Consider the following 21,939-nt stretch of genomic DNA (forward strand, 5'->3'; position numbering starts at 1 on the left):
CCACTGCCGGGAACGACCCTTCAGCGGCCACTTCGCCGGACCACGTGAGAGCCCTCAGAATTTCGCCGGGGTTTGCGGAACGATCATGGCCACCAAAGCCGCCGCAGCCGTCGCGCCGACCAGGACTCCGAACGCGGCCATGTACGAGAACTGGTCCACCATCCATCCCATCACGAGGGGGGTGATGAAACCGGCGAGCTGTCCACAACCGTTGATCAAACCCATTCCGGAACCGAGGAATTCGGCAGGCAATGCCCGCAACGGGAGGGCGAAGATCGACATCGAGCACAGTCCGCTGACGCCCATCGCGAGGGTTTGATAGAACGTGAACATCGCGACGGTATCGGTGGTAGTCATCAAGAACAGCAGAATGGCGGAGGTGGCCATGCACGGAACGAGCAGAATGCGCGCGCTGTCGTGAAAGTACTTGTCCACCAGACGTCCACCGACGACGATGGCCAATGCCGTGACGATGAACGGGATCGCCGCGAAGATTCCCGTATCGATCAGCGAGAGCCCCTTTTCGTTGAGGAGGTAGCTCGGCACCCAGGTCAACAGCCCATATCCGGCCATGTTGGCCAGGCAGAACAGAAGTGCGAACTTCCAGACCGAAACGGACTTGAATACCGCGGCGCGTGAGTGTTCACTGGCGAGCGGTTGCAGTGCGGCCTCCGGATCTTCCGTGATCTCTGTGTCCAACGGCGCCGGGAGCACCAACCAGACGACTGTGCCGATCACGGCGCCGACTATGGCCACCAGCCAAAATGCGTCCCGCCAACCGACGGCCATGAGAACTGGGGCGATGATCAATGGTGCGATGCCGGGGCCCAGGTTGTTTGCACCGATCATGAAGCCCATGGCCGTGGCGCGAGTTTTCGGACGGGTTCGCTCAGCCAGAGCTTTGAACGACGCTGCTGGGAAGAGACCCTGGCTGAGCCCGAACATCGCACGCATGACCATCAGCGAGACGATTCCCCAGGCGAATCCTGTCAGTGCGGTGAACACCGACCACAGGATCAACGCAACGATCAACAGTGGCCGGGGTCCGAATCGGTCGGCCAGCATGCCGCCGGGGACCTGCCCGAGCATGTAAAAGATGGCGAAGATCGACACGACTCCGCCCAATTGCGTATTACTGAGGGAGAATTCGTCTCCGATCATCGGCAGTGCAAGCCCGATCATCACGCGATCTATCATGTCGATCATCCAGATCGTACTGAGCAGCCCAACAGTCATAGTCGTTGTTCGACGAATTGACTTGTTGTCCAATATGTTTTGTATCGACTTGCCGCCGCTATGCGAGGGTTCCTCAACTGTGGCGCGTTCCGACTTCATCATGCCTCCTGAATTGCGTTGTGCCGCATGGACTGATGAAGTGTGGCAGCGGACACGTTGGCCGCATTGGTCCGTTCGGCCAATAACCGACCGAATGTTTCGTCGGGCGGTACAGCGTCACTCGGGTGAGATTCCGGGTGACGCTGTCACCAGAGCCTTAACTGCACAAAGCTCTGTCCACGGTGTCTACGACGTGTTGCGTGGCGGACGCAGTCGTGGGAAGAGCAGTCACCGCAAGGTTTACGGCGCGCCCGTTGTCGGTGATGCCGCCGCGGGTCTCGTAGCCGACTATGTCGCCGCCATGGCCCCAGTAGACCCCGCCGCACGAGAGAGTCCTGCTGGTGAGGCCGAGGCCGTACTCGAGTCCGGTGGGCCCGCCGACGTGGACGGTGGTACGCATCTGGTCGAGTTCGGCTGCGGGGAGCAGTCGTCCGTCGAGTAGCGCGTAGAGGAACTGGTTGAGGTCCGAGGTGGTGGAGATCAGCTGCCCTGCGGCCCATCCCCACGACGGGTCCATCTCTGTGACGTCACTCAGTGGGCTGTCTGGTGCGGTGCGGTGGTATCCCTTGGGATGGGGACCCCGGATGGTCATGTCTCCCGGGGATGGGAAGTAGGTGTCGCGCAGGCCGATCGGCGCGAAGATACGTCGATTCATCTCCTCGGCGAGGGGGCAGCCGGTAACCTTCTGTACGAGTAGGCCGGCCAGAATGTAGTTGGTGTTGCTGTACCCCCAACTCGTTCCGGGCGGTGCGTCGGCGGGGTGTTGGAACGCGACGTCGAGCAAATCGTGGGGGTCGGCGTAGCGGAATCTGATCTCTTCGTCATTGACGTGTATTCCGTAATCGGGGAGTCCGCTGGTGTGTTGGAGGAGTTGGCGGATGGTGATGTTGTGGCCGTCGATCCCGTCTCCGCGGACGAGTCCGGGTAGGTAGGTCTCGATGGGGGTGTCGAGTTCGATCTTTCCTTCGGCGACCAGTTGCAGGACCACTACTGCGGTGAAGGTTTTGGTGTTGCTGCCGATTCGTATCTGGCCGTTGAGGGGTACCTCTGATCCGGTGGTCAGATCACCGACTCCTGCGGTGTAGTTGCGGGAGTTGCCGTTTCGGTCTTGGATGCTTGCGAGGGCGGCGGGTAGTCCGTCCTCGCTCACCAGCGCGTCGAGGGAGCGTTGAACCGCGTCGGACTCGGTGGAGGAAGAACCGACGGTATCGGGACTGAGGGCGGATGACGGCGAGCAGGACGCCAGCGTCATGGCACCGAGGGCCGCCGCGGCAACGACCGAAAAGGTCCGGTGCCGTTTGCGGTCCTGCGGGCGATCTGAGGAAGGGAAGCCCTTTCGAATATTGTTATGCATCAGTAGAACTCCTGAGGATTGGTAGGGTTCGGGACATCGTTCGCTCGGGAAGAATTGTTGTTCGATGTTGCGTGCGAAGTCGTGCACGAACATGTTTCCTTCACTCCTCGCACATCGCTGCGTCGACAACTCGCTGTGCTGCTACGAAGGCGTCCTCGCTCATCGGGATGTGATTGAGCGTGAGAGTCACAGCGCGTCCTGTGGTATCGACTCCGCCCGAGGTGCCGAAGCCGGGAATTCCGCCGCCGTGACCCCAGATCTCCTTCCCGCAGGAGCTGTTCACGCGGACTAGTCCGAGTCCGTAGCTGTCCTGCGGGCTCCTGTCGAACGGCACGGTGTGTTTCATCTCGGCGAGCCTGTCATTCGAGGCGAGTTCGCCGCGTAGCAAAGCCGTGAAGAAAGTGTTGAGGTCGGCGCCCGTTGCGACCATCGCACCTGAGGTGTCGGCCCACGACACGTCGCCATCGGTGACATCGACCTGAATGCCGTCAATCGGGTGATAGCCCTGTGCATGAGAACCGCGGATCTGTGTCTCGCGGGAGGCGGGAAAATAGGTGTCCATCAGTCCGAGCGGATCGATTATGCGGGTGGTGATCTCCTGCGCGGCAGGGCGTCCTGTGACCTTCTCGATGAGCATCCCGAGCAGAATGTAGTTCGTGTTCGAATAGACAGCCTTGTCTTTGGCTGCCGGGCCGGGTGGAAGAGACATCGCGATATCGACCAGTTCAGTGGGGGAGAAGTGCTCCGGTGGCTGTGCGCTTGTCCCCACCAGCAGCTGGCCGGGCTTGATGTCTTCCGGCCCTGCTCCGCCGGCGGCGAGGTAGTCCGTCAGTCCACTGGTGTGCTGCAAGAGATCTCGAATGGTGACTCGGTTGCCGTCGTTCCCGTTGCCTACGATCGTTCCGGGCAGGTAATGCTCGATGCTCATATCGAGGTCGAGCAGTCCGTCGTCGACGAGTTGCATGACGACGGTCGAGACGAAGGCCTTTGTGTTGCTGCCGATTCGGACCCGCGCATCATCGGGGATAGGCTCGCCGGTGGCGGTGTTTCCCATTCCTGCACGAATGATGCGAGTGCCCCGCGACGGGTCGGAGATCACGAGTTGTGCGCCGGGGATCCCCTGCTTGATGACGCCGTCGAGCGCCTGTTGCACGGCAGCGTCGCTTTGCCGAGTGGAATCAGTGGAGTCAGTGGTGTCACCACATCCGCTCACGCCCAATATGAGGGCTGCAGCGGTGAGTGCCGGAAGCACGGTGAGCAGGGGGCGACGTCGAAGAGTGGTCATTGGTTGTGGTCTCCTGTTCGTCGAATCTCGTGGTGAGTTCCACATGCAGAGAACAGTATTGACGTGCATACGCGTCCTCCATGGTGCGAAGTGCAGTCTCTCGGTGGTGCGTGCCGGAGCGTACGGGGTGTAGCTGGCTGCACCTCGGAGTCCCGCGTCTCGCGGCCGATACTGTCGGTTTGACGAGCTATTTCGGAGTAGGCGGCCTTTGGTGATTGACAGGAGGCCTCAGCGACAAAGGGCGATATCCACCGCGTGTTCGAGTTTTCTCCGGGTGGCGTCGTCGACTACTTGCATGCTGACCGCGATGTTCGCTTCGCGTCCGTCGTCGGTAGCGCCCCCGCGTGTCTCGTATCCAGGGAAACTGCCGCCGTGGCTCCAGGACAGGCCGCCACACGGTAGCGGACGGCTGACCAATCCAAGTCCGTAGCGGGCATCGGGTCCGAAGGTTTCCTCCGCGGGGACGGTTGTGCGCATCTGGTCGAGTTGGGCTGCGGGGAGCAGTCGTCCGTCGAGGAGTGCGTGGAGAAACTGGTTGAGGTCCGAGGTGGTGGAGATCAATTGCCCTGCGGCCCATCCCCACGAGGGGTCTATCTCTGTGATGTCGACGGGAGGCGCGTCCGATGACTCCCGGTAGTAGCCGCGGGGGTGAAGTTCCGAGATCTTCTCGTCGTATGGTTCAGGAAAGTATGTGTGCTGCAGATCGATCGGCGCGAAGATTCGCCGGTTCATCTCCTCGGCTAGGGGTTTTTCAGTGATCTTCTGTACGAGTAGGCCGGCGAGGACGTAGTTGGTGTTGCTGTACTTCCAACTCGTTCCGGGGGCGAAGTCGGCAGGATGTTCGAGCGCGATGTCGAGAAGTTCGCGTGGGTCGTAATATCGGACTTCGTCTTCCAGGTAGTTGCTGTAGTTGGGGAGTCCGCTGGTGTGTTGGAGGAGTTGGCGGATGGTGATGTTGTGGCCGTCGATCCCGTCTCCGCGGACGAGTCCGGGTAGGTAGGTCTCGATGGGGGTGTCGAGTTCGATCTTTCCTTCGGCGACCAGTTGCAGGACCACTACTGCGGTGAAGGTTTTGGTGTTGCTGCCGATTCGTATCTGGCCGTTGGGGGGTACCTCTGATCCGGTGGTCAGGTCACCGACTCCTGCGGTGTAGTTGTGGGAGTTGCCGTTTCGGTCTTGGATGCTTGCGAGGGCGGCGGGTAGTCCGTCCTCGCTCACCAGTGCGTCGAGTGAGTGTTGAACCGCATCGTGCCGCGCAGCGACGGTATCGGCGGACGACGAGCACGCACCGAGGGTGACCACGCTGAGAGTCATTGCGACGGAACAGAGGGCGCGGTGCCGTTTCCGGCTTTGTCTTTGGGGTGAGGGAGGTTGGCCCTGTCGACTGTGGCGGCGCATCAGTAGAACTCCTTGGAGAGATTGATCGGTCTGGACACGATCCTGTCTGCTGGAGGATTGGTCGCGCATCGCTCCGACGCGGGAAAACCATCTCCCTCGATCGGGGGAGGCCATCGCCGAGCGGCCCAGTCATACTTGTCGAATCATGATCACAGGACTACGACCGCTGATGCGAGGCTCTACATACTCAGCTGTACTTTTCGCCTTTTGTGGTGTGTTGGCAAGCCTGCCACTTCTGGTGGTTGCGATGTTGCCTGCTCTCGCGTGGCAATCCGCACCCGAGTTCGTCCGGGTGCTTTCGGTCCTGCTCATATGGGTGACTTTGGTAGGAGCACTCGGCCTGGTGCATCCTGTGCGACGCGCGCTCATCGTTTCTGCCCGCCGACTGCTGCAGGTGTCGCTGCCGAGTCCAGCGCTCGGACACCGTACTCCTAACCTCTCGGACATTGATCGCTGGCGGGCCCCGCTCTGGATTGTCCTGCATGTCATGGTGGGTTGGCTGGCGGCGCTCGCGACCAGCGTCCTTTTCATCATGGGTATTTCGCTCCCGGGGAACTGGCTCGGCGGCACGGCGCGAATCAGTCTGTTCGATACGTCGGTTGACGTGACGGGTGGATGGACCTGGGTCGTGGCGGCCGGCTGCCTCCTGCTTGCGGTAGGAATTTGTGTCCTGGTGGCAACACTGCTGAGATGGCTGGCGCCACGACTGTTGGGGCCGTCCACGGCCGAACGGCTCGCGCTGGCGGAAGAACGTGAACTGCAACTGGCCGAACGTAATCGGGTCGCTCACGAGTTGCACGACTCGATCGGACACACGCTCACCGCCGCCACGATCCAGGCGGCGGTGGCCGGCGAGGTGCTTGCCTCCGATCCTGCCGCAGCGAGGGCCGCCATGCGTAGCATCGAGGAGTCGACACGGGCAGCGCTCGAGGACCTGGACTACGTACTGAGTGTACTTCGAGAGGAGAGGCCTGGGGCTGTACCTTCTCGGACGCTGTCGGACTTGCCTGCGTTAATTGATCGGTTGCGGCATGCGGGGGCGGTTGTGGAGGTGAACCTTTCGGGTGACCTTTCACAGATCCAGGGGACACTCTCTCGCGCGGCGTACCGGATCCTGCAAGAGGGGACGACCAATGCTCTGCGGCACGGGGACAGCGGGCCGATCGAAATCACGGTGGCAGTCGGCTCGGAGAGCGTCGAGCTCAGAGTGGTCAACAGCATCGGGGCAGTGACCGGGGGAAAGGCAGACGTAGTTCGAAGATCAGGGCGCGGCCTGGCAGGTTTGGCCGAGCGCGTGCGACTCTTGAACGGTGAGTTCAAGGCTGGACCGGACGGAGCCCAGGGCTGGCGATTGAGTGTTCAGTTGCCGGTACGGGTGGCACGATGACCGAAGCCAATTGGAGTGAGGACGCCGCCAACCCTGCAAGCATGCCAGTCACCCTGCTGATTGCGGATGACGACGACGTTACCCGCAGCGGCCTGCGTATGCTGCTCGCAGCTCAGCCCGGGATTGTGGTCGTCGGCGAGGCTTCCGACGGTATCGAAGCAGTGGAGCTTTCGCGGCAACTTCGTCCGGATGTGGTGCTGATGGACGTGCGGATGCCGCTGCGCAACGGAATAGAGGCAACTCGGCACCTCCAGGCCGAGTGCACCGAACCGCCGAAAGTCTTGGTAATCACCACTTTCGAAAACGATGGCTACGTCACGGCCGCACTCAGTGCGGGCGCGAGTGGCTTCGTGCTGAAGCGGCTCCCAGTCCCGCAGATCGCAGCGGCAGTACGTGTGGTGGCGGCGGGCGAAGTGATCCTGTTCCCTGCCGCGCTACGCCGGATGGTTACGCCCCGCCCGTTGGTCTCCGCTGAGGCGTTCCCGAATGCAGCGCTGACAGCAAAGGAGGAAGAGGTATTGCGGTTGATGGCCACCGGGCTGTCCAACTCGGATATTGCTCAGGTTCTGGTTGTGAGCCTGGAGACAGTGAAAACGCATGTCGGGAACGTGCTGGCAAAGCTCGGTGCTCAGAATCGGACGCACGCTGTCGTCATCGCCTACGAGTCTGGTCTGGTGGTCCCGGGGTCAGGCACCGATACGGAACCCTGTGCAACTGGCGGTTGATTGATTTTGTCAGCGTGACCCGGTGAGGATTCGCCGACTGAACCTACAGATCCGTTCCGCTGGCCGAAACGCTCCGAGGCGAAGTCACACCACCGGTCACCAGTGCGTACCGGGCACGAGTCGGGCGGCACGACGGCCGAGTTTGCGGATGCGCGAGCGCGAGTGGTGCTGTCGCGTCGGTGTTGCCGGAGCGTCTGCCGGAGTTTCCTTGTCTACCTGACCCTTTGCCGCCGGAGAATCGGGGAAGGCCTGGTACATCTGGTTGAGAATTCGGTCCTTGGTGTGCGGTGCGAACAGGGTTCCCAGATCACCCAGGGTTCCCAGTGGTACGTCGATGCGTTTGGGGCGGTCGATCAGCGCGCGGATCACCATTGCCGCAGCCTTTTCCGGGCTGGTGATCGGGCCGTTGTTGTATTCGCCGGTCGGAGCGATCATCGGTGTTTCGACCAGCGGCATGTGGATGGTCGTGAAAGTGATTCCGTCCGCCAGGGTTTCAGAGGCGGCTACGTCCGAGAAACCGTCGAGGGCGGCCTTGCTCGCCACGTAGGCCGAGAATCTAGGCGTTGCCGCCTGGACTCCCGCGCTGCTGATGTTCACGATGTGGCCGAAGCGGCGAGAACGCATGGTCGGTAACAAGGCGAGCACCAATCGGACAGCGCCGAAGTAGTTCACGGCCATCGTTCGTTCGTAGTCGTGGAAACGATCAGTGGAGTGGTAAATGCCGCGCCGGATGGATCGGCCGGCGTTGTTTACCAACATATCTACGTGATCGTGTTCTGTCAGAATGCTTTTGATCGTGTGCTGGACCGATTCGTCGTCCGTGATGTCGCAGGGATAACCGAATGCCTTGCCCCCGGCTGATCGAATCTCCTGTACTGCGGCATCGAGTTCGTCGGTGCGGCGTGCGATCAGGAGAACGGTGGCGCCCTTCTGAGCGGCGGCAATGGCCGATGCCTTGCCGATTCCGGAAGAGCCTCCGGTGATCAGAACGATCCGACCCACGAGTGGTCCTTCGGGACTGTTACGTCGTGCGCGATTGGGATCGAGGTTTGCGCGCCAGTACTTCCACAACACAGTGGAGTACGACCCGAACTCGGGGACCGCCAGTCCTGATCCGGCCAGGGCGGCAACGGTTCTCGCGGAGGTGAATGTCGGCGCCATCGTCATGTTGTCGAGTAATGCTGCAGGCATGCCGATGCGATCGAGGAAGACCTTCCGCGCCGATTCTGCCGAATCCATCGGCAATGGCGAGACAAAGGGTTTGGCGATCACGCCCGGCAGGCTGAGTGCGGGCCGGGGCGCTCCGGCGGCCTTGGCGAGTCCGGCATAGATTTCGCGTACCGGTTGAGGTTTCGGATTCACGAGATGGAATGCTTCGCCGTCGTGGCCGGGCGCGTGCATCAATTCGACGAGGGCGGCGGCTACGTAATCGACGGGCACCACATTGGTTGCGCCGAGGTTGGGGATCGGGACGGGGAGTGCTGCAGGTAGTTTCGCGAGTAGCGCCAGTCCTGGAAACAAGTAGTACGGACCGTCGATCTTGTCCATCTCCCCGGTGACGGAGTTGCCGACCACGGCAGACGGTCGATAAACACGCCAGGTGAGGCCTTCTCGTTCTCGAACGAGCTTCTCGGCCTCGAACTTGGTTCGGTGGTACGGAGTGGGAAAGCCTTGACCGCAATCGAAATCGGTTTCGCTGAAGGTTCCCGGGTAGTCGCCCGCAACAGCGACTGATGACACGTGATGAAGGGTGGCTCCCAGCTGTGCGGCAAGGTCGGCCACGGAGCGTGTGCCCTCGACATTCGTCGAAGCCTGCTCGTCTCCGGCGGTGATGTCGTAGATCGCGCCGAGGTGAAGGACGTGGTCGGCAGGCGGGGGAGAGTCGATGCCCAGCCCCGGCTCGGTCAGATCTCCAATGAGTGGATGCACGCGATCGCCGCCGGGAATTGCCGACACCTGTTCTTCGAGTTTGGTTACAGAACCGGCTCTGACCAGCACATGGATCTGAGCAGTTTGATCACGCTCGAGCAGGAGTGGCAGTGCAGCTCGTCCGAGGAATCCGGTACCGCCAGTGACGATGTATGTGGCCATAGTCGGTAACTTACTCCAAAGTAAGATCAGCGGCTAGAGGGAAACGAACATCAATGCGTCATGACCCCGTCCTCGGCGTCGAAGTCGATGCCCGCGGAGATGATTCCGGAGAACAAGAACGCGACGGCAAGCGCAAGAGCGGGGATTGCAAGGATCCATTCGAAAATTGTCATGCTCCAAGTCTGACGAAATCAGCTTAGGAGAACATCGCCCTGCGGAGCGATTTAGACGATCGGGCAGTCATCCTCGAGGACGACTGCCCGATCAGGGAAATCCACTAGGTCTGTTGCTGAAGAGTTTCGGGCGCAGTGGGGTGCGCGCTCGTCCTTGCGTCGCGTGACGTGATTTCGGATGAGATGTGGGCGGCCGTTGTTCCGAGGGTGTGAAGGCCATGCGCCGTCCGCCAGTAGACCGGCGCACCATCGTCGAGGCGATGGCGTGGACAGGCCGGCAAACCCTAGGCCGGTTCAGCGCCCGACAAGTCCTCGACCGCATACGGAGTCGTTCCTTCGAACAGAACACCGATCCCGAAAGGATCGGCCATCTCGAGCTTTGACTCAGCGAACCGCAGCAGCCAGGTTCCGTCAGCCCAGATCACCGCCTCAGGTTCGCCGAACAGTGACTCCGTGGCGTCCAACTCCACGAGTTCGGAGTGGCGGAGGCCGAACTGTGGCCCACGCAGCTGTTGACGCAGGTAATCGGCGGCGACTTCGGCAAACTCACCGAACCGGGCCATCACGGTCGCAGCGAGCTCACACACCGCAGACTCCGGCACGGTGGCCGGCTCGATAACCAGACTCACCGGCCTGGAGTCACCGACCCCCTGGACATCGATGATCGATGTCCAGCACGCCAACGAATCGTCCGAGTCGACACGCGAAAACACTGCTGAGCCGACCACAACACTCTCAGGTAAGTCATCCACGACCCCTAGTCAAACACGGCTCTCCGCAGGATCCCAGGGACTCTTCAGCGACATGATCCAGTCGCGATCAGTGGCCGATGCCGACCTTCGCGTGAACCTTTTTCATCCACACAGGAGCCCACCAGTTCGCTTCGCCCATCAACTTCACGAGCGAGGGCACGAGCAACATGCGGATGATGGTCGCGTCGACGATCAGCGCGACGATCATGCCGACGCCCAGGAACTTCATCACTGACAGCCCTGACATTGCGAAGGCCCCCGTCACCACTATCAGGAGTAAGGCGGCAGCCGTCACGATGCGGCCGGTGCGCTCGGTTCCGAACTTGACCGCTTCCTCTGTCGTCGCTCCCGCGTTCTTGGCCTCGACCATCCGTGACATCAGGAAAACCTCGTAGTCCGTGGACAATCCGAACACCACCGCCAGGATGAGCACGACGAACGTCGCCTCCAGCGGAGTTTGACTGACCCCGAGGAGTTCGACGCCGTGTCCGTCCTGGAAGACGAAGGTGAGGACACCGAAGGTGGTCGCGAGGCTCAGGGCTGCCATCAGCACCGCCTTGATCGGCAGCACCACCGAACCGAACGCGAGGAACAACAGGATCAGGGTGGATCCGACCATGATGAGGATCATCACCGGTAGCCAGTGCAGGACGGCGTTGTTGCCGTCGTCGACCATGGCTTGACCGCCGCCGACAAGCAGCACCGTTCCGTCGGGAGCGGAGATCGCACGCAGATCTGTCACTGCGGCGCTCTGTGATTGGGGTGTAGAGCCCTCGCTGTAGAGAGCCTGAACCGCGACGAGTTGATTGGTGCTCGCGACGACGGTCGCCTGACCGATGCCCTCGACTCGACCGGCGGACTCGGCGATCGCTGCACCTTCGGCCGGGGTGAGAGTGTTCCCGTCCTCGGCCTGAAGGATCATCGTTGCGCCGTTTCCGGTTTGCGGGAAGTCGTTGACCAACGTGTCCATTGCGACGCGAGCGGGGTCGTTGTCCGGTAGTGCGGTGTACGAGAGTTCTCCCAGCCGGGCGCCGAGCAGCGGCGAGGCCATCACGAGCAGCACAGCCACGATCGTCACCGAGACTGCGACCGGACGCTTCATCACCCACGTGACGACGCGGCCCCAGAACTTGCGCGAGCGTTCCTCGCCGCGTTGCGCCGCATCCTTGCGCCACGTCAGGGCGTTGATGCGATGCCCCAGAATGGCAAGCAGCGCAGGCACAGCGGTCAGCGACAGGACGGCCGCGCTCAATACTGCGGCGATCGCGCCGAAGCCCAGAGACCGGATGACGGCCTGGGGGAATACGAGCATGCCGCTGAACGCACAGATCAGCAGTAGACCCGAGAACATGACGGTGCGACCCGCCGTCAGAACTGTCCGCTGAGCAGCCGCTCCCGGGTCCGAGCCCGAATTCAGTTCTTCACGGAACCGACCGACCACGAACAGTCCGTAGTCGATGGCAAGTCCCAACCCGAGAAGAGAAGCGACGTTGATCGAGAACGAGGACACATCGGTGATCAGCGTGAGGATTCGCAGAACGGCCAAAGCGCTCAGGACACTGAGTACACCCACGAACACGGGCACGGCAGCGGCGACGATGCCGCCGAAGATGAAGACCAACAGCACCAGAGTGATCGGAATGGCGATGGCTTCGGCGACCACCAGGTCCTTCTCGAGCTTGGTGTTGAATGCGACGCCGACGACGGTGTTACCCGCGAATTGTGCCTCGGCACCTTCGACTTCGAGCTTCGGCAGGAGATCGGCGAAAGTGGCGGGCGTGACGCCCGAGTCCGGTGCCAACGTGATCGCAACGGCCGCCATGGATCCGTCGTTCGAGAGCAGGCTGGCCTTCGCTGCGGCGTCTGTTCCCCAATACGATTTCACCGAAGCGGTCGGCACTTCGGTTTTGAATTGGTCGACGGCGGCTGTCACTGCCGGCCCGATGTCGTCCAGAGTCTTGCCGTCCGTGGGCGAGTAGATCGCGATGATGTCCGGGGTCTGCGGTCCGAGATTGTCTTCGATGATGTCGGCGACCTTCGCGGAGTCGCTGCCCGGATCGATGAAGCCGCCCTGGCTGAGCTTGCCGAACACTCCGAGTCCCCACACCCCACTGATGAGAACTATCAGAACCGCGAGGCTCAGTACCCACCATTTCCGGGCGACGACGGTTTGGGCCCAGCGTGTCATGTATCAACTCCGGTGTGTGGGGGCGTCTGGCCAGATCGACTGTAGTGGGCGTTTGGTCTTGAATCGGAAACGTCATGCATACTGCTCGAAGCACTTGCAAGCCACGCGTGTGGGGGAAGCCGGTCCGAATCCGGCGCTGACCCGCAACGGTAGGTCGATTCTCGGTAGTCACCGAGTGTCGGCAAGCCCGATTACCCGCCGCGCGGTGTGCGACATCCATTCGTCGTGGTCTACGAAAAGGAAGTCCAGCAGGAGCTCTGGCCGAGGATCAGCGTGCGGGCGGAGTTGTCTGTCGGATTCTCATTCGTGGCTCAGAGCCCTTACGAGGTCCCCGTGTCACTTCAGTTCTCCCCGTCCCGCGCCGCCGCTGTTCTCATCGCGGTCGCCTTGGTTTCGGCAGGTTGTTCCAAAGGTCAGGAATCAGAGTCGGCGTCTGCTGCGGAATCCTTCGCACAGCCGGTATCCGTGACCAACTGCGATCGCGAGATGACCTTCGATTCGCCGCCGCAGCGCATCGTGTCTTTGAACGGACACGTCACCGAAGCCCTCATCGAGATCGGCGCGGGTGATCGGATTGTCGGGCGGGCGTACAGCGACAACCCGCCAACTGCCGAGACCGCCGATGTATTCAACAAGATTCCCAGCCTTTCCGATACGTTCCCCAGCATGGAGCAGGTCCTCGACGTCGATCCGGACTTCGTGGTCGGAGGAATGACCAGTGCCTTCAACGAGAAGCAAGGCCGTTCCCGAGACGCTTTCGGCGAGCGCGGAATCAACACCTTCCTCTTCTCGGAATACTGTGGCACCGGTTTCCCCGACATCGGATTGCTCGAGAACGACTACACGCAACTCGGTCGAGTCCTGGGCGTCGAAGATTCCGCCCGCGAGGTCGCAGAGCAGATCAGCGATGGTCTCGATTCCGTCCGCGCTTCGGTCGGAGACGCGGCGCCGGTACCGACCTTCTTCTACGACAGCGGTGACCAGGTTCCGACGACCATCGGCGGAGTCGGCGTCGGTCAATTGGTCGCGGAATACTCCGGCGTCTCGAACATCTTCGCCGAAGGGACAAAGCCCTACATCGACGCATCGTGGGAAGCTGTTGCCGAGCGTGCACCCCAGGCAATCGTGGTCATCGACTACGGCGACAAGACAGCCGAGCAGAAGATCGACTTCCTCCGTGCCCAGCCGTTGATGGCGACCACCCCTGCTGTGCAGCAGAACCGGTTCGTCGTGGTTCCTCTCGCTGACCTGTTCGAGAGTTCACGGTTGGTGCGTTCGGCACAGACCATCGCAACAGCCTTCCATCCAGGCGCTGACGCGGCGAAGTGACCCGCACGCGTTACGGGTACGGCGCCCTGCTTGTCGGCTTGGCGGTCGCCTTGGCGATCGTCCTGGGGTTGGCCGTCTCCTTGGGATCGGTTCGCATTCCCGTCGGTGACGTCTGGGCGATAGTCGGAGCCCGTTTGGCGCCAGGGACTTTCGAGACGTGGTGGACCGCGGCGCGGGAGTCGATCGTGATCGACTCCCGCCTGCCACGTGCACTCACTGCCGCGGTAGTGGGTGCTTCGTTGGCCATGGCAGGTGCAGTTGCTCAAGCTGTCACCCGTAATCCGCTTGCCGATCCGTATCTGCTCGGAGTCTCGTCGGGCGCGGGATTCATGGTGGTGCTCGTGTCGGTGCTGGGTTTCGGCGCCGGCCTCCTCGGGGTTTTCACGATTCCGGTCGCAGCATTCGCCGGGGCGATGATCCCGTTGTTTCTCGCACTGCTGATCGGCGGCCGGTATCCGCAGCCGACCGCGATCATTTTGGTGGGTGTCGCGCTCGCCCAGATATTCTCGGCGCTCATCACCTTTTGCATCCTGGTATTGGCCGATGATCGGCACGTGACGTCGGTGATGCACTGGATTGCCGGCGGATTCGGTGATGCACGATGGTCGACGCTGATCTTCCCGACGATCGCACTCGCCGTCGTCGGCACAGCCCTTCTGTTCAGTTCGCGATGGATGGACGTTTTGCAGACCGGTGACGACGGGGCCGCTGCACTCGGTATGAACGTCCGACGGTTCCGTGTCTTGTCCTTGCTCGCGGTCTCCGTACTCGCGGGCGCAGCAGTCAGCGTTGCCGGTGGAATCGGTTTCATCGGTCTGCTGATCCCGCATCTGGCCGGCTTCATCGTCGGCACCAGAGCAATTCGACTGCTCCCTGCTGCAGCCCTGCTGGGCGCCGTCGCGATGGTTGCCGCGGATACCGCTGCGCGCTCGGTGGCACAATCCACTGAAGTTCCGGTCGGAGTGATCACGGCCCTCGTGGGTGCACCGATCTTCGTCTGGATGCTCTACCGGCAGTATCGGAGGCTCGAACAGTGACACAGGCCAGAACAGTGACACAGGCCAGAACAGTGACACAGACCAGAACAGTGACACTCCCGAAAGACTCCGAAACTGCGCCCCTGCTCGAACTCGTCGAGACCCGGGCGCGGCTCGGAAATCGCGAAGTGTTGCGCGGCATCACTTTCGCAGTCAAGTCCGGTGAAATATTGGGCTTGGTCGGGCCGAACGGCAGTGGCAAGACGACGGCGCTGCGCTGCTGCTACAACGCTTTGACGCCGACAGGTGGCGCAGTTCTGATCGATCAAGTCGACTCGACGACGCTCTCGCGTAAGGACATCGCCCGAACTGTCTCGGCAAGTGTTCAGGAACCCACTGTCTCGGCAGGACTTTCGGTTCGTGAATCGATCGCGCTCGGACGAACTCCGCACCGCAGCTGGTTGGACCGAAGCACGGAGCGCGATACCACCATCGTGGACCGGTGCATCGAGCAGGTCGGTTTGGTCGTGCTTGCCGGACGAGACGTATCGACCCTGTCGGGTGGTGAGCGGCAACGTGTCTCGATAGCTCGCGCATTGGCTCAGGAGCCCAAGGTTCTGTTGTTGGACGAGCCGACCAATCATCTCGATCTTCGTCACCAGTTGATCGTGATGGAACTGCTTACCGAACTTGCGTCGGCGGGGCTCGCAGTTGTGGTCACGATGCACGATCTACGGTTGGCAGTCGAGTACTGCGACAACCTTGCCGTGCTCACCGAAGGTGAACTCCGCGCGTGTGGGTCTACGGTCGAGGTGTTGGACGAGCCGTTGTTGGCCGAGGTTTTCGGCATCAGGGCGCGAGTCGAACGCGGAGTACGTCCGCGGATGGAGATATTGGGGCTGGCATGACGGAATCGGTGGCCGGGATCTACGCCCGTATGGCAGTAGCTGTGCCGTTCTTCGACAACCTGAGCGCGTATCCGGATACGGTGCCCGCGGTGTTGATGACCGACCCCCAGTGGTTGGCAGCACGTGTCGCCGATACGGCAGAGCGATGGGGGAGTGCGGACAGTCGAGTGAACGGCACGTTGTGGTGGTACTCGGCCAGCTCGACGCTGACCGGCATTCCGATCGGAACCGGGATGGTCACCGGGTTCGCGGCCGATCCATCGTTGGACGGTGGGCGGATCTTCTTGCGTGACAACGGCTATCTGGGCGGTTTTGCTGCCGGATCGGTCATTCCGATCTCGCGGAGTGTGGCGGAGTTGGGCCACGCGATGTTCCGCTCGCTCAATCCCGTGATCGAGGTACTCGCCGAGGTGTCCGGCGTTCGGCAGCAGGCGCTGTGGGCGATCACGACGGACTCCATCGCCAATCGCAGCCTCGATGCCGCCGGTAATGCGCGGGAGCGCGGAAGTGCATTTGCGGCCGGTCTGATCGATGTTCTCCGCGGTGAGAACCCGGGCATTCCGGTCCCGCGTTTCGTGGACGTGGATCGCAGAGAATCTGCTGTGCGCGTAAGTAATCCATTGACGCCGGTGGCATTCGGGCGACGCAGATTCACGCAGCGGGCGTCGTGCTGCCTGATCTACGAGGTACCCGGTGAAGGCAAATGCACCAGTTGCCCGAAGCGCGCACCCGAAGATCGGGTGCGCGCCTTGGCTGCTCTGGTGTGACTGTGGGTGGGCGGATTCAGGTGTTATCGGATCAGTGAGCTGCGACCTTGGAACGGTCGAGTCCCAGCGCGTCGGTCATCGTGAAGAACAGGTCGGTCTGGTCCGTGAGACCGCTGACGTTGGCCGCATGCGGGCCGAAAGCTGCTACGCGCAACTGAGTTCCGGTGTGTCCTTCGGACTCGACGGCCGGATCCTCGGACGTTCCGTAGCTGATCGTCATCTCCGAGCCGTCCTTGGTGGTCAGCTTGCGGGTCAGGCCGGGGTAGACGATTTCCTGGGCGCGCTCGACCGGGATGTTCTGGTCCTTGGCGATGGTGGCGATGTCGTCGGCGCTGACATTGGTGACGATCTGGCTGGTGTGAGCGTGGTCGGCTGTGACGATGACCAGGGTTTCTCCGTCGGTCTTCGCGAATTCGAGTGCCTTCTGCACAGCTTCGTCGAGGTCGACGGTTTCACCGATCTGACCGCATGCGTTGGCTGCGTGATCCTGCTTGTCGATCGAGGCACCTTCGACCTGGAGGAAGAATCCGTTGTCGTTGACCTTCAGTAGGTCGATGGCCTTCTGAGTCATGTCCGCGAGCTTGGGCACGTCGGAGGTTCGCTTGGGGTTGTCGACGCAGGTTTCGGCGGGTTGCAGGTAACCGTCACGGGTGGCGACAGAGCCTTCCCAGCGGACGGGCATGTTGCCGTCGGCGAACAAGCCGAGCACGGGTGCATCCTGATCGGCCTTGCCGACCTCGTTCATCTCGGCGGCGTTCTTCACCAGCTGGTAGCCACGGGCGGCGGCCTGCTCATTGAGTGTCTTGCCCTGCCAGTCACCGGTTTTCGCAGTCTCGGCGAAGGACTTGGCGCCGCCGGCAAAGGTGACGTCGGCGCGGGTGTCGAGGAGCTGTTCGCTGATCGATCCCTTGCCGCCGTTCTCGAGGGCGTTCTCCGGGCAGGACTTGGACGTTGCCTCCGGTCCGTAGCACTTGCGGCCACTGACGTGCGCGACCTGCACTGCGGGGGTGGCGTCCTGCACCTCGGCGGTGGAGACGTTGCCGGTGGCCTTGCCGTTCGCCTTGGCGATCTCGAGGACGGTCGACTGGGCCTGCCCCTTGATGTCGACGGAAATCGCGCCGTTGTAGGTCTTGGTGCCGGTGGACCATGCCGATCCGCTGGCTGCGGAGTCGGTGACGTAGTCGGGCTTGCCGTCCTTGGTCAGTGCGTAGTGCGTGTACTGGCCGGTGATCGGCAGGGCGTCGAGGCCGGGGAAGCTGCCCGCAGCGCCTTCGGCGTAGTTGCGTGCGGCGGTGATCTCCGAGTCGCCCATGCCGTCCCCGATCAGGAGGATGACGTTCTTCGCGCCGGAGGCATTGACGGCGTCGCGCACTGCGGCCGACTGATCACCGTCGATGCGACGAGCGCCACCGTTCGAGGACAGTTCGCCGGTCGCGGCGCGATCGACGGTCGCGCCGTTCGAGCCGGTGGCCTCGTCGGCGCTGCTGCTGCAGCCGGCAGCGGCCAGAACGGCGACGGCGCCGGCGACGGCCGTCAACCTACGTGTGTTGCGCGAGAACGACATACGAGTAGTACTCCTGGAAACAGTATGGATGGAGATTATGAACGCCGCTAATGATCTGGGGCGAAAGTGAACGGAGTGCAGACATGCGTACATCTGAATGTGACGAGACGGTGAGGGTTGAGATTCGCTCTGTTGACTGTGGGTGAGTGACCTGTCAGACTGAATCTGCATCGAACATCAGTTCGATGCATGTGGTGCGTCTTCCCTTTCGGCATCCTCGAGCAGTCGGTCGTCCCTGACGGCCGACTCGATCAGGTGCGAGGTCAGTGTGGGTTGGGGAAATGGGCCGCCGACGTGGTCCGAGATGGAACGGGTGCTTTCCGGACGACCCGGCCGTGTGGAACATGAGGATTTGTTTCCGGGCGATGGAAGCGACAGCCCCGCCTGGTCAAGAAAGCGCGGCGAGTACCACGCGGGCGAGCTCACCCGTGGTGCCGGTGTAGTTCCTTACGCAGAACTGCACGCTCACTCGGCCTTCAGTTTCCTCGACGGTGCATCACCGCCGGAAGAGCTGGTCGAGGAAGCAGTGCGTCTCGGGCTCGAAGCTATCGCCGTCACCGATCACGACGGCTTCTACGGCGTGGTGAGGTTTGCGGAAGCCGCACGTGAATGGGGAATGCGCACCGTGTTCGGGGCCGAGTTGTCTCTGGATTCGGTACCCAGAACCGGCACGGCAGATCCCGGTGGAACACACCTCCTGGTGCTTGCCCGTGGGCAGGAAGGGTATCGCCGGCTTTCGCGGGAGATCGCTGCCGCGCATCTGGCGGGCGGCGAGAAGGGCAAACTGCAGTACGACTACGACGTGCTGACCGAAGCGGCCGGTGGCCACTGGCAGATCCTGACCGGGTGCCGGAAAGGTCATGTGCGGCAAGCCTTGACGTCGGGTGGTCGCGAAGCAGCGGCGGATGCCTTGGGGGATCTGGTCGAGCGTTTCGGGGCGGAGCGAGTGTCGGTGGAACTCACTCATCATGGGTTGGCGGAGGACGACGAGCGCAATGCCGTTCTGGCCGAATTGGCGAGAGAGCATGGACTACGTACGGTGGCGACCACCGCCGCGCACTTCGCCGCTCCTCCGCGTCGACGCCTCGCCATGGCAATGGCGGCTGTGCGGTCGCGTCAAAGCTTGGACGAGGCAGCAGGATGGTTGGCCCCTACCGGCGGAGCGCACCTGCGGTCCGGCGCGGAGATGGCGGCACTGTTCTCGCTCTATCCCGAGGCTGTCAGTGGTGCCGCCGATCTTGGTCGTGAGTGCGCTTTCGATCTCAAGCTCATCGCGCCCAAATTGCCACCGTTCGACGTGCCAGCCGGGCATACCGAGGCGTCGTGGTTGCGTGAGCTCACCATGGTGGGGGCGCTGGAACGCTACGGACCGTCGGAAGGTGCACCGAAGGCATACGAACAGCTCGAACATGAACTTGCCATCATCGAGGGATTGAACTTTCCCGGATATTTCCTGGTGGTGCATGACATCGTGTCGTTCTGCAAGAACAACGACATCCTCTGTCAGGGAAGAGGTTCCGCTGCGAACTCGGCGGTGTGTTACGCGATCGGCATCACCAATGTCGATCCGGTTCGCAACAAACTGCTGTTCGAGAGGTTTCTTGCGCCTGAACGTGACGGCCCGCCGGACATCGACGTGGACATCGAGTCCGACCGCCGGGAAGAGGCGATCCAGCACGTGTACGCGAAGTACGGGCGTACGTATGCCGCGCAGGTCGCCAATGTCATCACCTATCGAGGAAAGTCGTCGGTGCGGGACATGGCTCGGGCGCTGGGCTTTTCGCAGGGACAGCAAGATGCGTGGAGTAAGCAGGTCGGCCGGTGGGGTGGTATCGACAAGAATGCGGATACCGATATTCCGCGTCCGGTACTCGAACTGGCGGCGCAGATCGAAGGCTATCCGCGGCACCTCGGTATCCACTCGGGCGGCATGGTCATCTGCGATCGTCCCATCGCCGACGTCTGCCCGGTGGAGTGGGCGCGGATGGCCAATCGCAGTGTCCTGCAATGGGACAAGGACGATTGCGCTGCCGCTGGGCTGGTCAAGTTCGATCTGCTCGGCCTCGGCATGCTCTCAGCTTTGCACTACATGATGGATCTGGTGGCCGAACACAAAGGCATCACAGTCGATTTGGCGCAACTCGATCTGTCGGAAACAGCGGTGTACGAGATGTTGCAGCGGGCAGATTCGGTGGGTGTGTTCCAAGTGGAATCACGTGCGCAGATGGCGACACTGCCGCGTCTGAAGCCTCGAAACTTCTACGACCTGGTAGTCGAGGTCGCGCTCATCCGTCCGGGGCCGATCCAAGGCGGATCAGTGCATCCGTACATTCGTCGGCGCAACAAACTCGAACCTGTGTCCTACGACCATCCGTCGCTCGAGAAGGCACTCGAACGCACGTTGGGGGTTCCGCTGTTCCAGGAACAGTTGATGCAGATGGCCGTCGACGTTGCGGGCTTCACGCCGTCCGAGGCCGATCAATTGCGTCGGGCAATGGGATCGAAACGCTCCACCGAGAAGATGGAACAACTGCGCGCGAGGTTCTATCAGGGCATGCGAGACCTACACGGCATCGGTGACGAGGTTGCCGACCGGATCTACGAAAAGCTGTATGCATTCGCTAATTTCGGTTTCCCGGAAAGCCATTCACAGAGTTTTGCCGCGCTGGTCTTCTACTCCTCGTGGTTCAAACTTCATCATCCCGCTGCGTTCTGCGCCGGACTTCTGCGCGCGCAGCCCATGGGTTTCTACTCGCCGCAGTCCTTGGTTGCCGATGCGCGCCGGCACGGAGTGCAGGTACACGGTGCAGACATCAATGTCAGCCTCGCGCATGCCACCGTCGAGGCAGGTGGATTCGAGGTTCGGCTGGGGCTGGGGGAAGTGCGCAACATCGGCGATGCACTCGCCGAGAAAATTGTCGAACAGCGCGACCTCGGTGGACCGTTCACGTCGTTTCTCGATCTGACCGGGCGGGTGGAACTGACTACCGTACAAGCTGAATCGCTGGCGACCGCCGGTGCGCTAGCCAGCTTCGGTATCTCGCGTAGAGAAGCGCTGTGGGCAGCGGGCGCTGCGGCGGGGGAGCGCCCCGACCGCTTGCCCGGTATCGGTGCGTCGGTCACAGCTCCCACCCTGCCCGGCATGAGCGACGTCGAATTAGCGGCGGCGGATGTCTGGGCGACAGGAGTATCTCCCGACACGTACCCGACACAATTCCTCCGCCCACAGCTCGACGCGCTCGGCGTGGTGCCGGCGTCGAGACTTCTCGACATCCCGGACGGTGACCGTGTGCTGGTGGGGGGAGCAGTCACACACCGGCAGCGTCCGGCCACAGCTGCGGGCGTCACGTTCATCAACCTCGAGGACGAAACCGGCATGGTCAACGTCGTGTGTTCGGTGGGGTTGTGGGCAAAGTACCGAAAATTGGCAAATACGGCGCCGGCGTTGCTTATTCGAGGGAAGGTGCAGAATGCAGAAGGCGCTGTCACCGTCGTGGCAGACCGGATGCAGCTGATGGATCTGCGAGTAACGGCCAAATCGCGAGACTTCCGTTAACGCCTGATTCTGGCCACCGTGTTAGTGCCGAGAGACAGTTTTGTGCCGAGAGGACAAATGTGGAGCTCAACTCTGACCTCCGAGCATATGGTGCGGGTCACATTTGCTCCCTAGGGTTGTCGTTTGAGCGCGATCGATTCACCACACGCA

At 61.9% G+C, this 21,939-nt stretch carries 16 protein-coding genes and 1 riboswitch; of the genes, 7 read left to right on the forward strand and 9 right to left on the reverse strand.

Annotated features, from left to right (window positions below):
• Nucleotides 1-54: 54 nt before the first annotated feature.
• The 4 genes from ACBG85_RS09805 to ACBG85_RS09820 all read right to left on the reverse strand — a co-directional run bounded on the left by ACBG85_RS09805 (nt 55) and on the right by ACBG85_RS09820 (nt 5,288).
• Complete coding sequence (locus ACBG85_RS09805; RefSeq protein ID WP_372027339.1) at nt 55-1,206, reverse strand: MFS transporter; 1,152 nt, start codon at nt 1,204-1,206, stop codon at nt 55-57.
• 286 nt (nt 1,207-1,492) lie between these two features.
• Entirely contained in the window at nt 1,493-2,689 is a 1,197-nt protein-coding gene (locus ACBG85_RS09810) for a serine hydrolase domain-containing protein (protein ID WP_372027341.1), read from the reverse strand.
• A gap of 100 nt (nt 2,690-2,789) precedes the next feature.
• A complete protein-coding gene (locus ACBG85_RS09815; RefSeq protein ID WP_372027343.1) occupies nt 2,790-3,974 on the reverse strand; it encodes a serine hydrolase domain-containing protein in 1,185 nt (394 codons plus the stop codon).
• A 228-nt stretch (nt 3,975-4,202) separates the two neighbouring features.
• A complete protein-coding gene (locus tag ACBG85_RS09820) occupies nt 4,203-5,288 on the reverse strand; it encodes a serine hydrolase (protein ID WP_230359678.1) in 1,086 nt (361 codons plus the stop codon).
• A gap of 301 nt (nt 5,289-5,589) precedes the next feature.
• Between ACBG85_RS09820 and ACBG85_RS09825 the strand changes: the two genes are divergently transcribed.
• Together ACBG85_RS09825 and ACBG85_RS09830 are read left to right on the forward strand one after the other, a co-directional pair.
• Entirely contained in the window at nt 5,590-6,759 is a 1,170-nt protein-coding gene (locus ACBG85_RS09825; protein WP_372027345.1) for a sensor histidine kinase, read from the forward strand.
• Nucleotides 6,756-7,484, forward strand: a complete 729-nt coding sequence (locus ACBG85_RS09830) for a response regulator transcription factor (RefSeq protein WP_054826543.1) — start codon at nt 6,756-6,758, stop codon at nt 7,482-7,484. Before ACBG85_RS09825 ends, ACBG85_RS09830 begins: the two co-directional genes overlap by 4 nt.
• A gap of 96 nt (nt 7,485-7,580) precedes the next feature.
• On the opposite strand, the gene ACBG85_RS09835 is transcribed toward ACBG85_RS09830, so the two are convergent.
• The 4 genes from ACBG85_RS09835 to ACBG85_RS09850 all read right to left on the reverse strand — a co-directional run bounded on the left by ACBG85_RS09835 (nt 7,581) and on the right by ACBG85_RS09850 (nt 12,688).
• Nucleotides 7,581-9,575: an SDR family oxidoreductase gene (locus tag ACBG85_RS09835; protein WP_054188139.1), complete on the reverse strand. Its 1,995-nt coding sequence runs from the start codon at nt 9,573-9,575 to the stop codon at nt 7,581-7,583.
• A 50-nt stretch (nt 9,576-9,625) separates the two neighbouring features.
• A complete protein-coding gene (locus ACBG85_RS09840) occupies nt 9,626-9,748 on the reverse strand; it encodes a hypothetical protein (protein WP_003940840.1) in 123 nt (40 codons plus the stop codon).
• A 284-nt stretch (nt 9,749-10,032) separates the two neighbouring features.
• Entirely contained in the window at nt 10,033-10,500 is a 468-nt protein-coding gene (locus ACBG85_RS09845; protein WP_223304434.1) for a hypothetical protein, read from the reverse strand.
• A 67-nt stretch (nt 10,501-10,567) separates the two neighbouring features.
• Nucleotides 10,568-12,688 carry an MMPL family transporter gene (locus ACBG85_RS09850; RefSeq protein ID WP_007727439.1) on the reverse strand — a complete coding sequence of 707 codons (2,121 nt, stop codon included), beginning with the start codon at nt 12,686-12,688 and terminating at the stop codon, nt 10,568-10,570.
• 71 nt (nt 12,689-12,759) lie between these two features.
• Nucleotides 12,760-12,906, forward strand: a riboswitch (cobalamin riboswitch).
• A gap of 115 nt (nt 12,907-13,021) precedes the next feature.
• Here ACBG85_RS09850 and ACBG85_RS09855 point away from each other — a divergent pair.
• Genes ACBG85_RS09855 through ACBG85_RS09870 form a run of 4 tightly spaced genes read left to right on the forward strand, consistent with a single transcriptional unit; the run spans nt 13,022 to nt 16,669 of the window.
• Nucleotides 13,022-14,017: an ABC transporter substrate-binding protein gene (locus tag ACBG85_RS09855; protein WP_054188177.1), complete on the forward strand. Its 996-nt coding sequence runs from the start codon at nt 13,022-13,024 to the stop codon at nt 14,015-14,017.
• The gene (locus ACBG85_RS09860) at nt 14,014-15,054 is read left to right on the forward strand and encodes an iron ABC transporter permease (RefSeq protein WP_054188140.1); all 1,041 of its coding nucleotides are present in this window, start codon (nt 14,014-14,016) and stop codon (nt 15,052-15,054) included. The genes ACBG85_RS09855 and ACBG85_RS09860 overlap by 4 nt, the downstream gene beginning before the upstream one ends.
• A 32-nt stretch (nt 15,055-15,086) precedes the next feature.
• Nucleotides 15,087-15,902, forward strand: a complete 816-nt coding sequence (locus ACBG85_RS09865) for an ABC transporter ATP-binding protein (RefSeq protein WP_372027348.1) — start codon at nt 15,087-15,089, stop codon at nt 15,900-15,902.
• Nucleotides 15,899-16,669: a (2Fe-2S)-binding protein gene (locus ACBG85_RS09870; protein ID WP_372027350.1), complete on the forward strand. Its 771-nt coding sequence runs from the start codon at nt 15,899-15,901 to the stop codon at nt 16,667-16,669. The genes ACBG85_RS09865 and ACBG85_RS09870 overlap by 4 nt, the downstream gene beginning before the upstream one ends.
• A 31-nt stretch (nt 16,670-16,700) precedes the next feature.
• Here ACBG85_RS09870 and phoA read toward each other — a convergent pair whose 3' ends face one another.
• On the reverse strand, nt 16,701-18,233 hold the full coding sequence (gene phoA / locus ACBG85_RS09875; RefSeq protein WP_372027352.1) for an alkaline phosphatase: 1,533 nt from the start codon (nt 18,231-18,233) through the stop codon (nt 16,701-16,703).
• A gap of 268 nt (nt 18,234-18,501) precedes the next feature.
• Between phoA and ACBG85_RS09880 the strand changes: the two genes are divergently transcribed.
• Nucleotides 18,502-21,789, forward strand: a complete 3,288-nt coding sequence (locus ACBG85_RS09880) for an error-prone DNA polymerase (protein WP_372027354.1) — start codon at nt 18,502-18,504, stop codon at nt 21,787-21,789.
• Nucleotides 21,790-21,939: the final 150 nt, after the last annotated feature.

Source organism: Rhodococcus sp. NyZ502 (assembly GCF_041464245.1).
Classification (GTDB): Bacteria; Actinomycetota; Actinomycetes; order Mycobacteriales; family Mycobacteriaceae; genus Rhodococcus_F; species Rhodococcus_F qingshengii.

What these genes read in the sequence shown, in the direction of transcription:
- ACBG85_RS09805 (WP_372027339.1), bottom strand. Translation starts at nt 1,206, where the DNA reads ATGATCGACATGATAGATCGCGTGATGATCGGGCTTGCACTGCCGATG.
- ACBG85_RS09850 (WP_007727439.1), bottom strand. Translation starts at nt 12,688, where the DNA reads ATGACACGCTGGGCCCAAACCGTCGTCGCCCGGAAATGGTGGGTACTG.
- ACBG85_RS09815 (WP_372027343.1), bottom strand. Translation starts at nt 3,974, where the DNA reads ATGACCACTCTTCGACGTCGCCCCCTGCTCACCGTGCTTCCGGCACTC.
- ACBG85_RS09835 (WP_054188139.1), bottom strand. Translation starts at nt 9,575, where the DNA reads ATGGCCACATACATCGTCACTGGCGGTACCGGATTCCTCGGACGAGCT.
- phoA (WP_372027352.1), bottom strand. Translation starts at nt 18,233, where the DNA reads ATGTCGTTCTCGCGCAACACACGTAGGTTGACGGCCGTCGCCGGCGCC.
- ACBG85_RS09820 (WP_230359678.1), bottom strand. Translation starts at nt 5,288, where the DNA reads ATGACTCTCAGCGTGGTCACCCTCGGTGCGTGCTCGTCGTCCGCCGAT.
- ACBG85_RS09870 (WP_372027350.1), top strand. Translation starts at nt 15,899, where the DNA reads ATGACGGAATCGGTGGCCGGGATCTACGCCCGTATGGCAGTAGCTGTG.
- ACBG85_RS09830 (WP_054826543.1), top strand. Translation starts at nt 6,756, where the DNA reads ATGACCGAAGCCAATTGGAGTGAGGACGCCGCCAACCCTGCAAGCATG.
- ACBG85_RS09840 (WP_003940840.1), bottom strand. Translation starts at nt 9,748, where the DNA reads ATGACAATTTTCGAATGGATCCTTGCAATCCCCGCTCTTGCGCTTGCC.
- ACBG85_RS09810 (WP_372027341.1), bottom strand. Translation starts at nt 2,689, where the DNA reads ATGCATAACAATATTCGAAAGGGCTTCCCTTCCTCAGATCGCCCGCAG.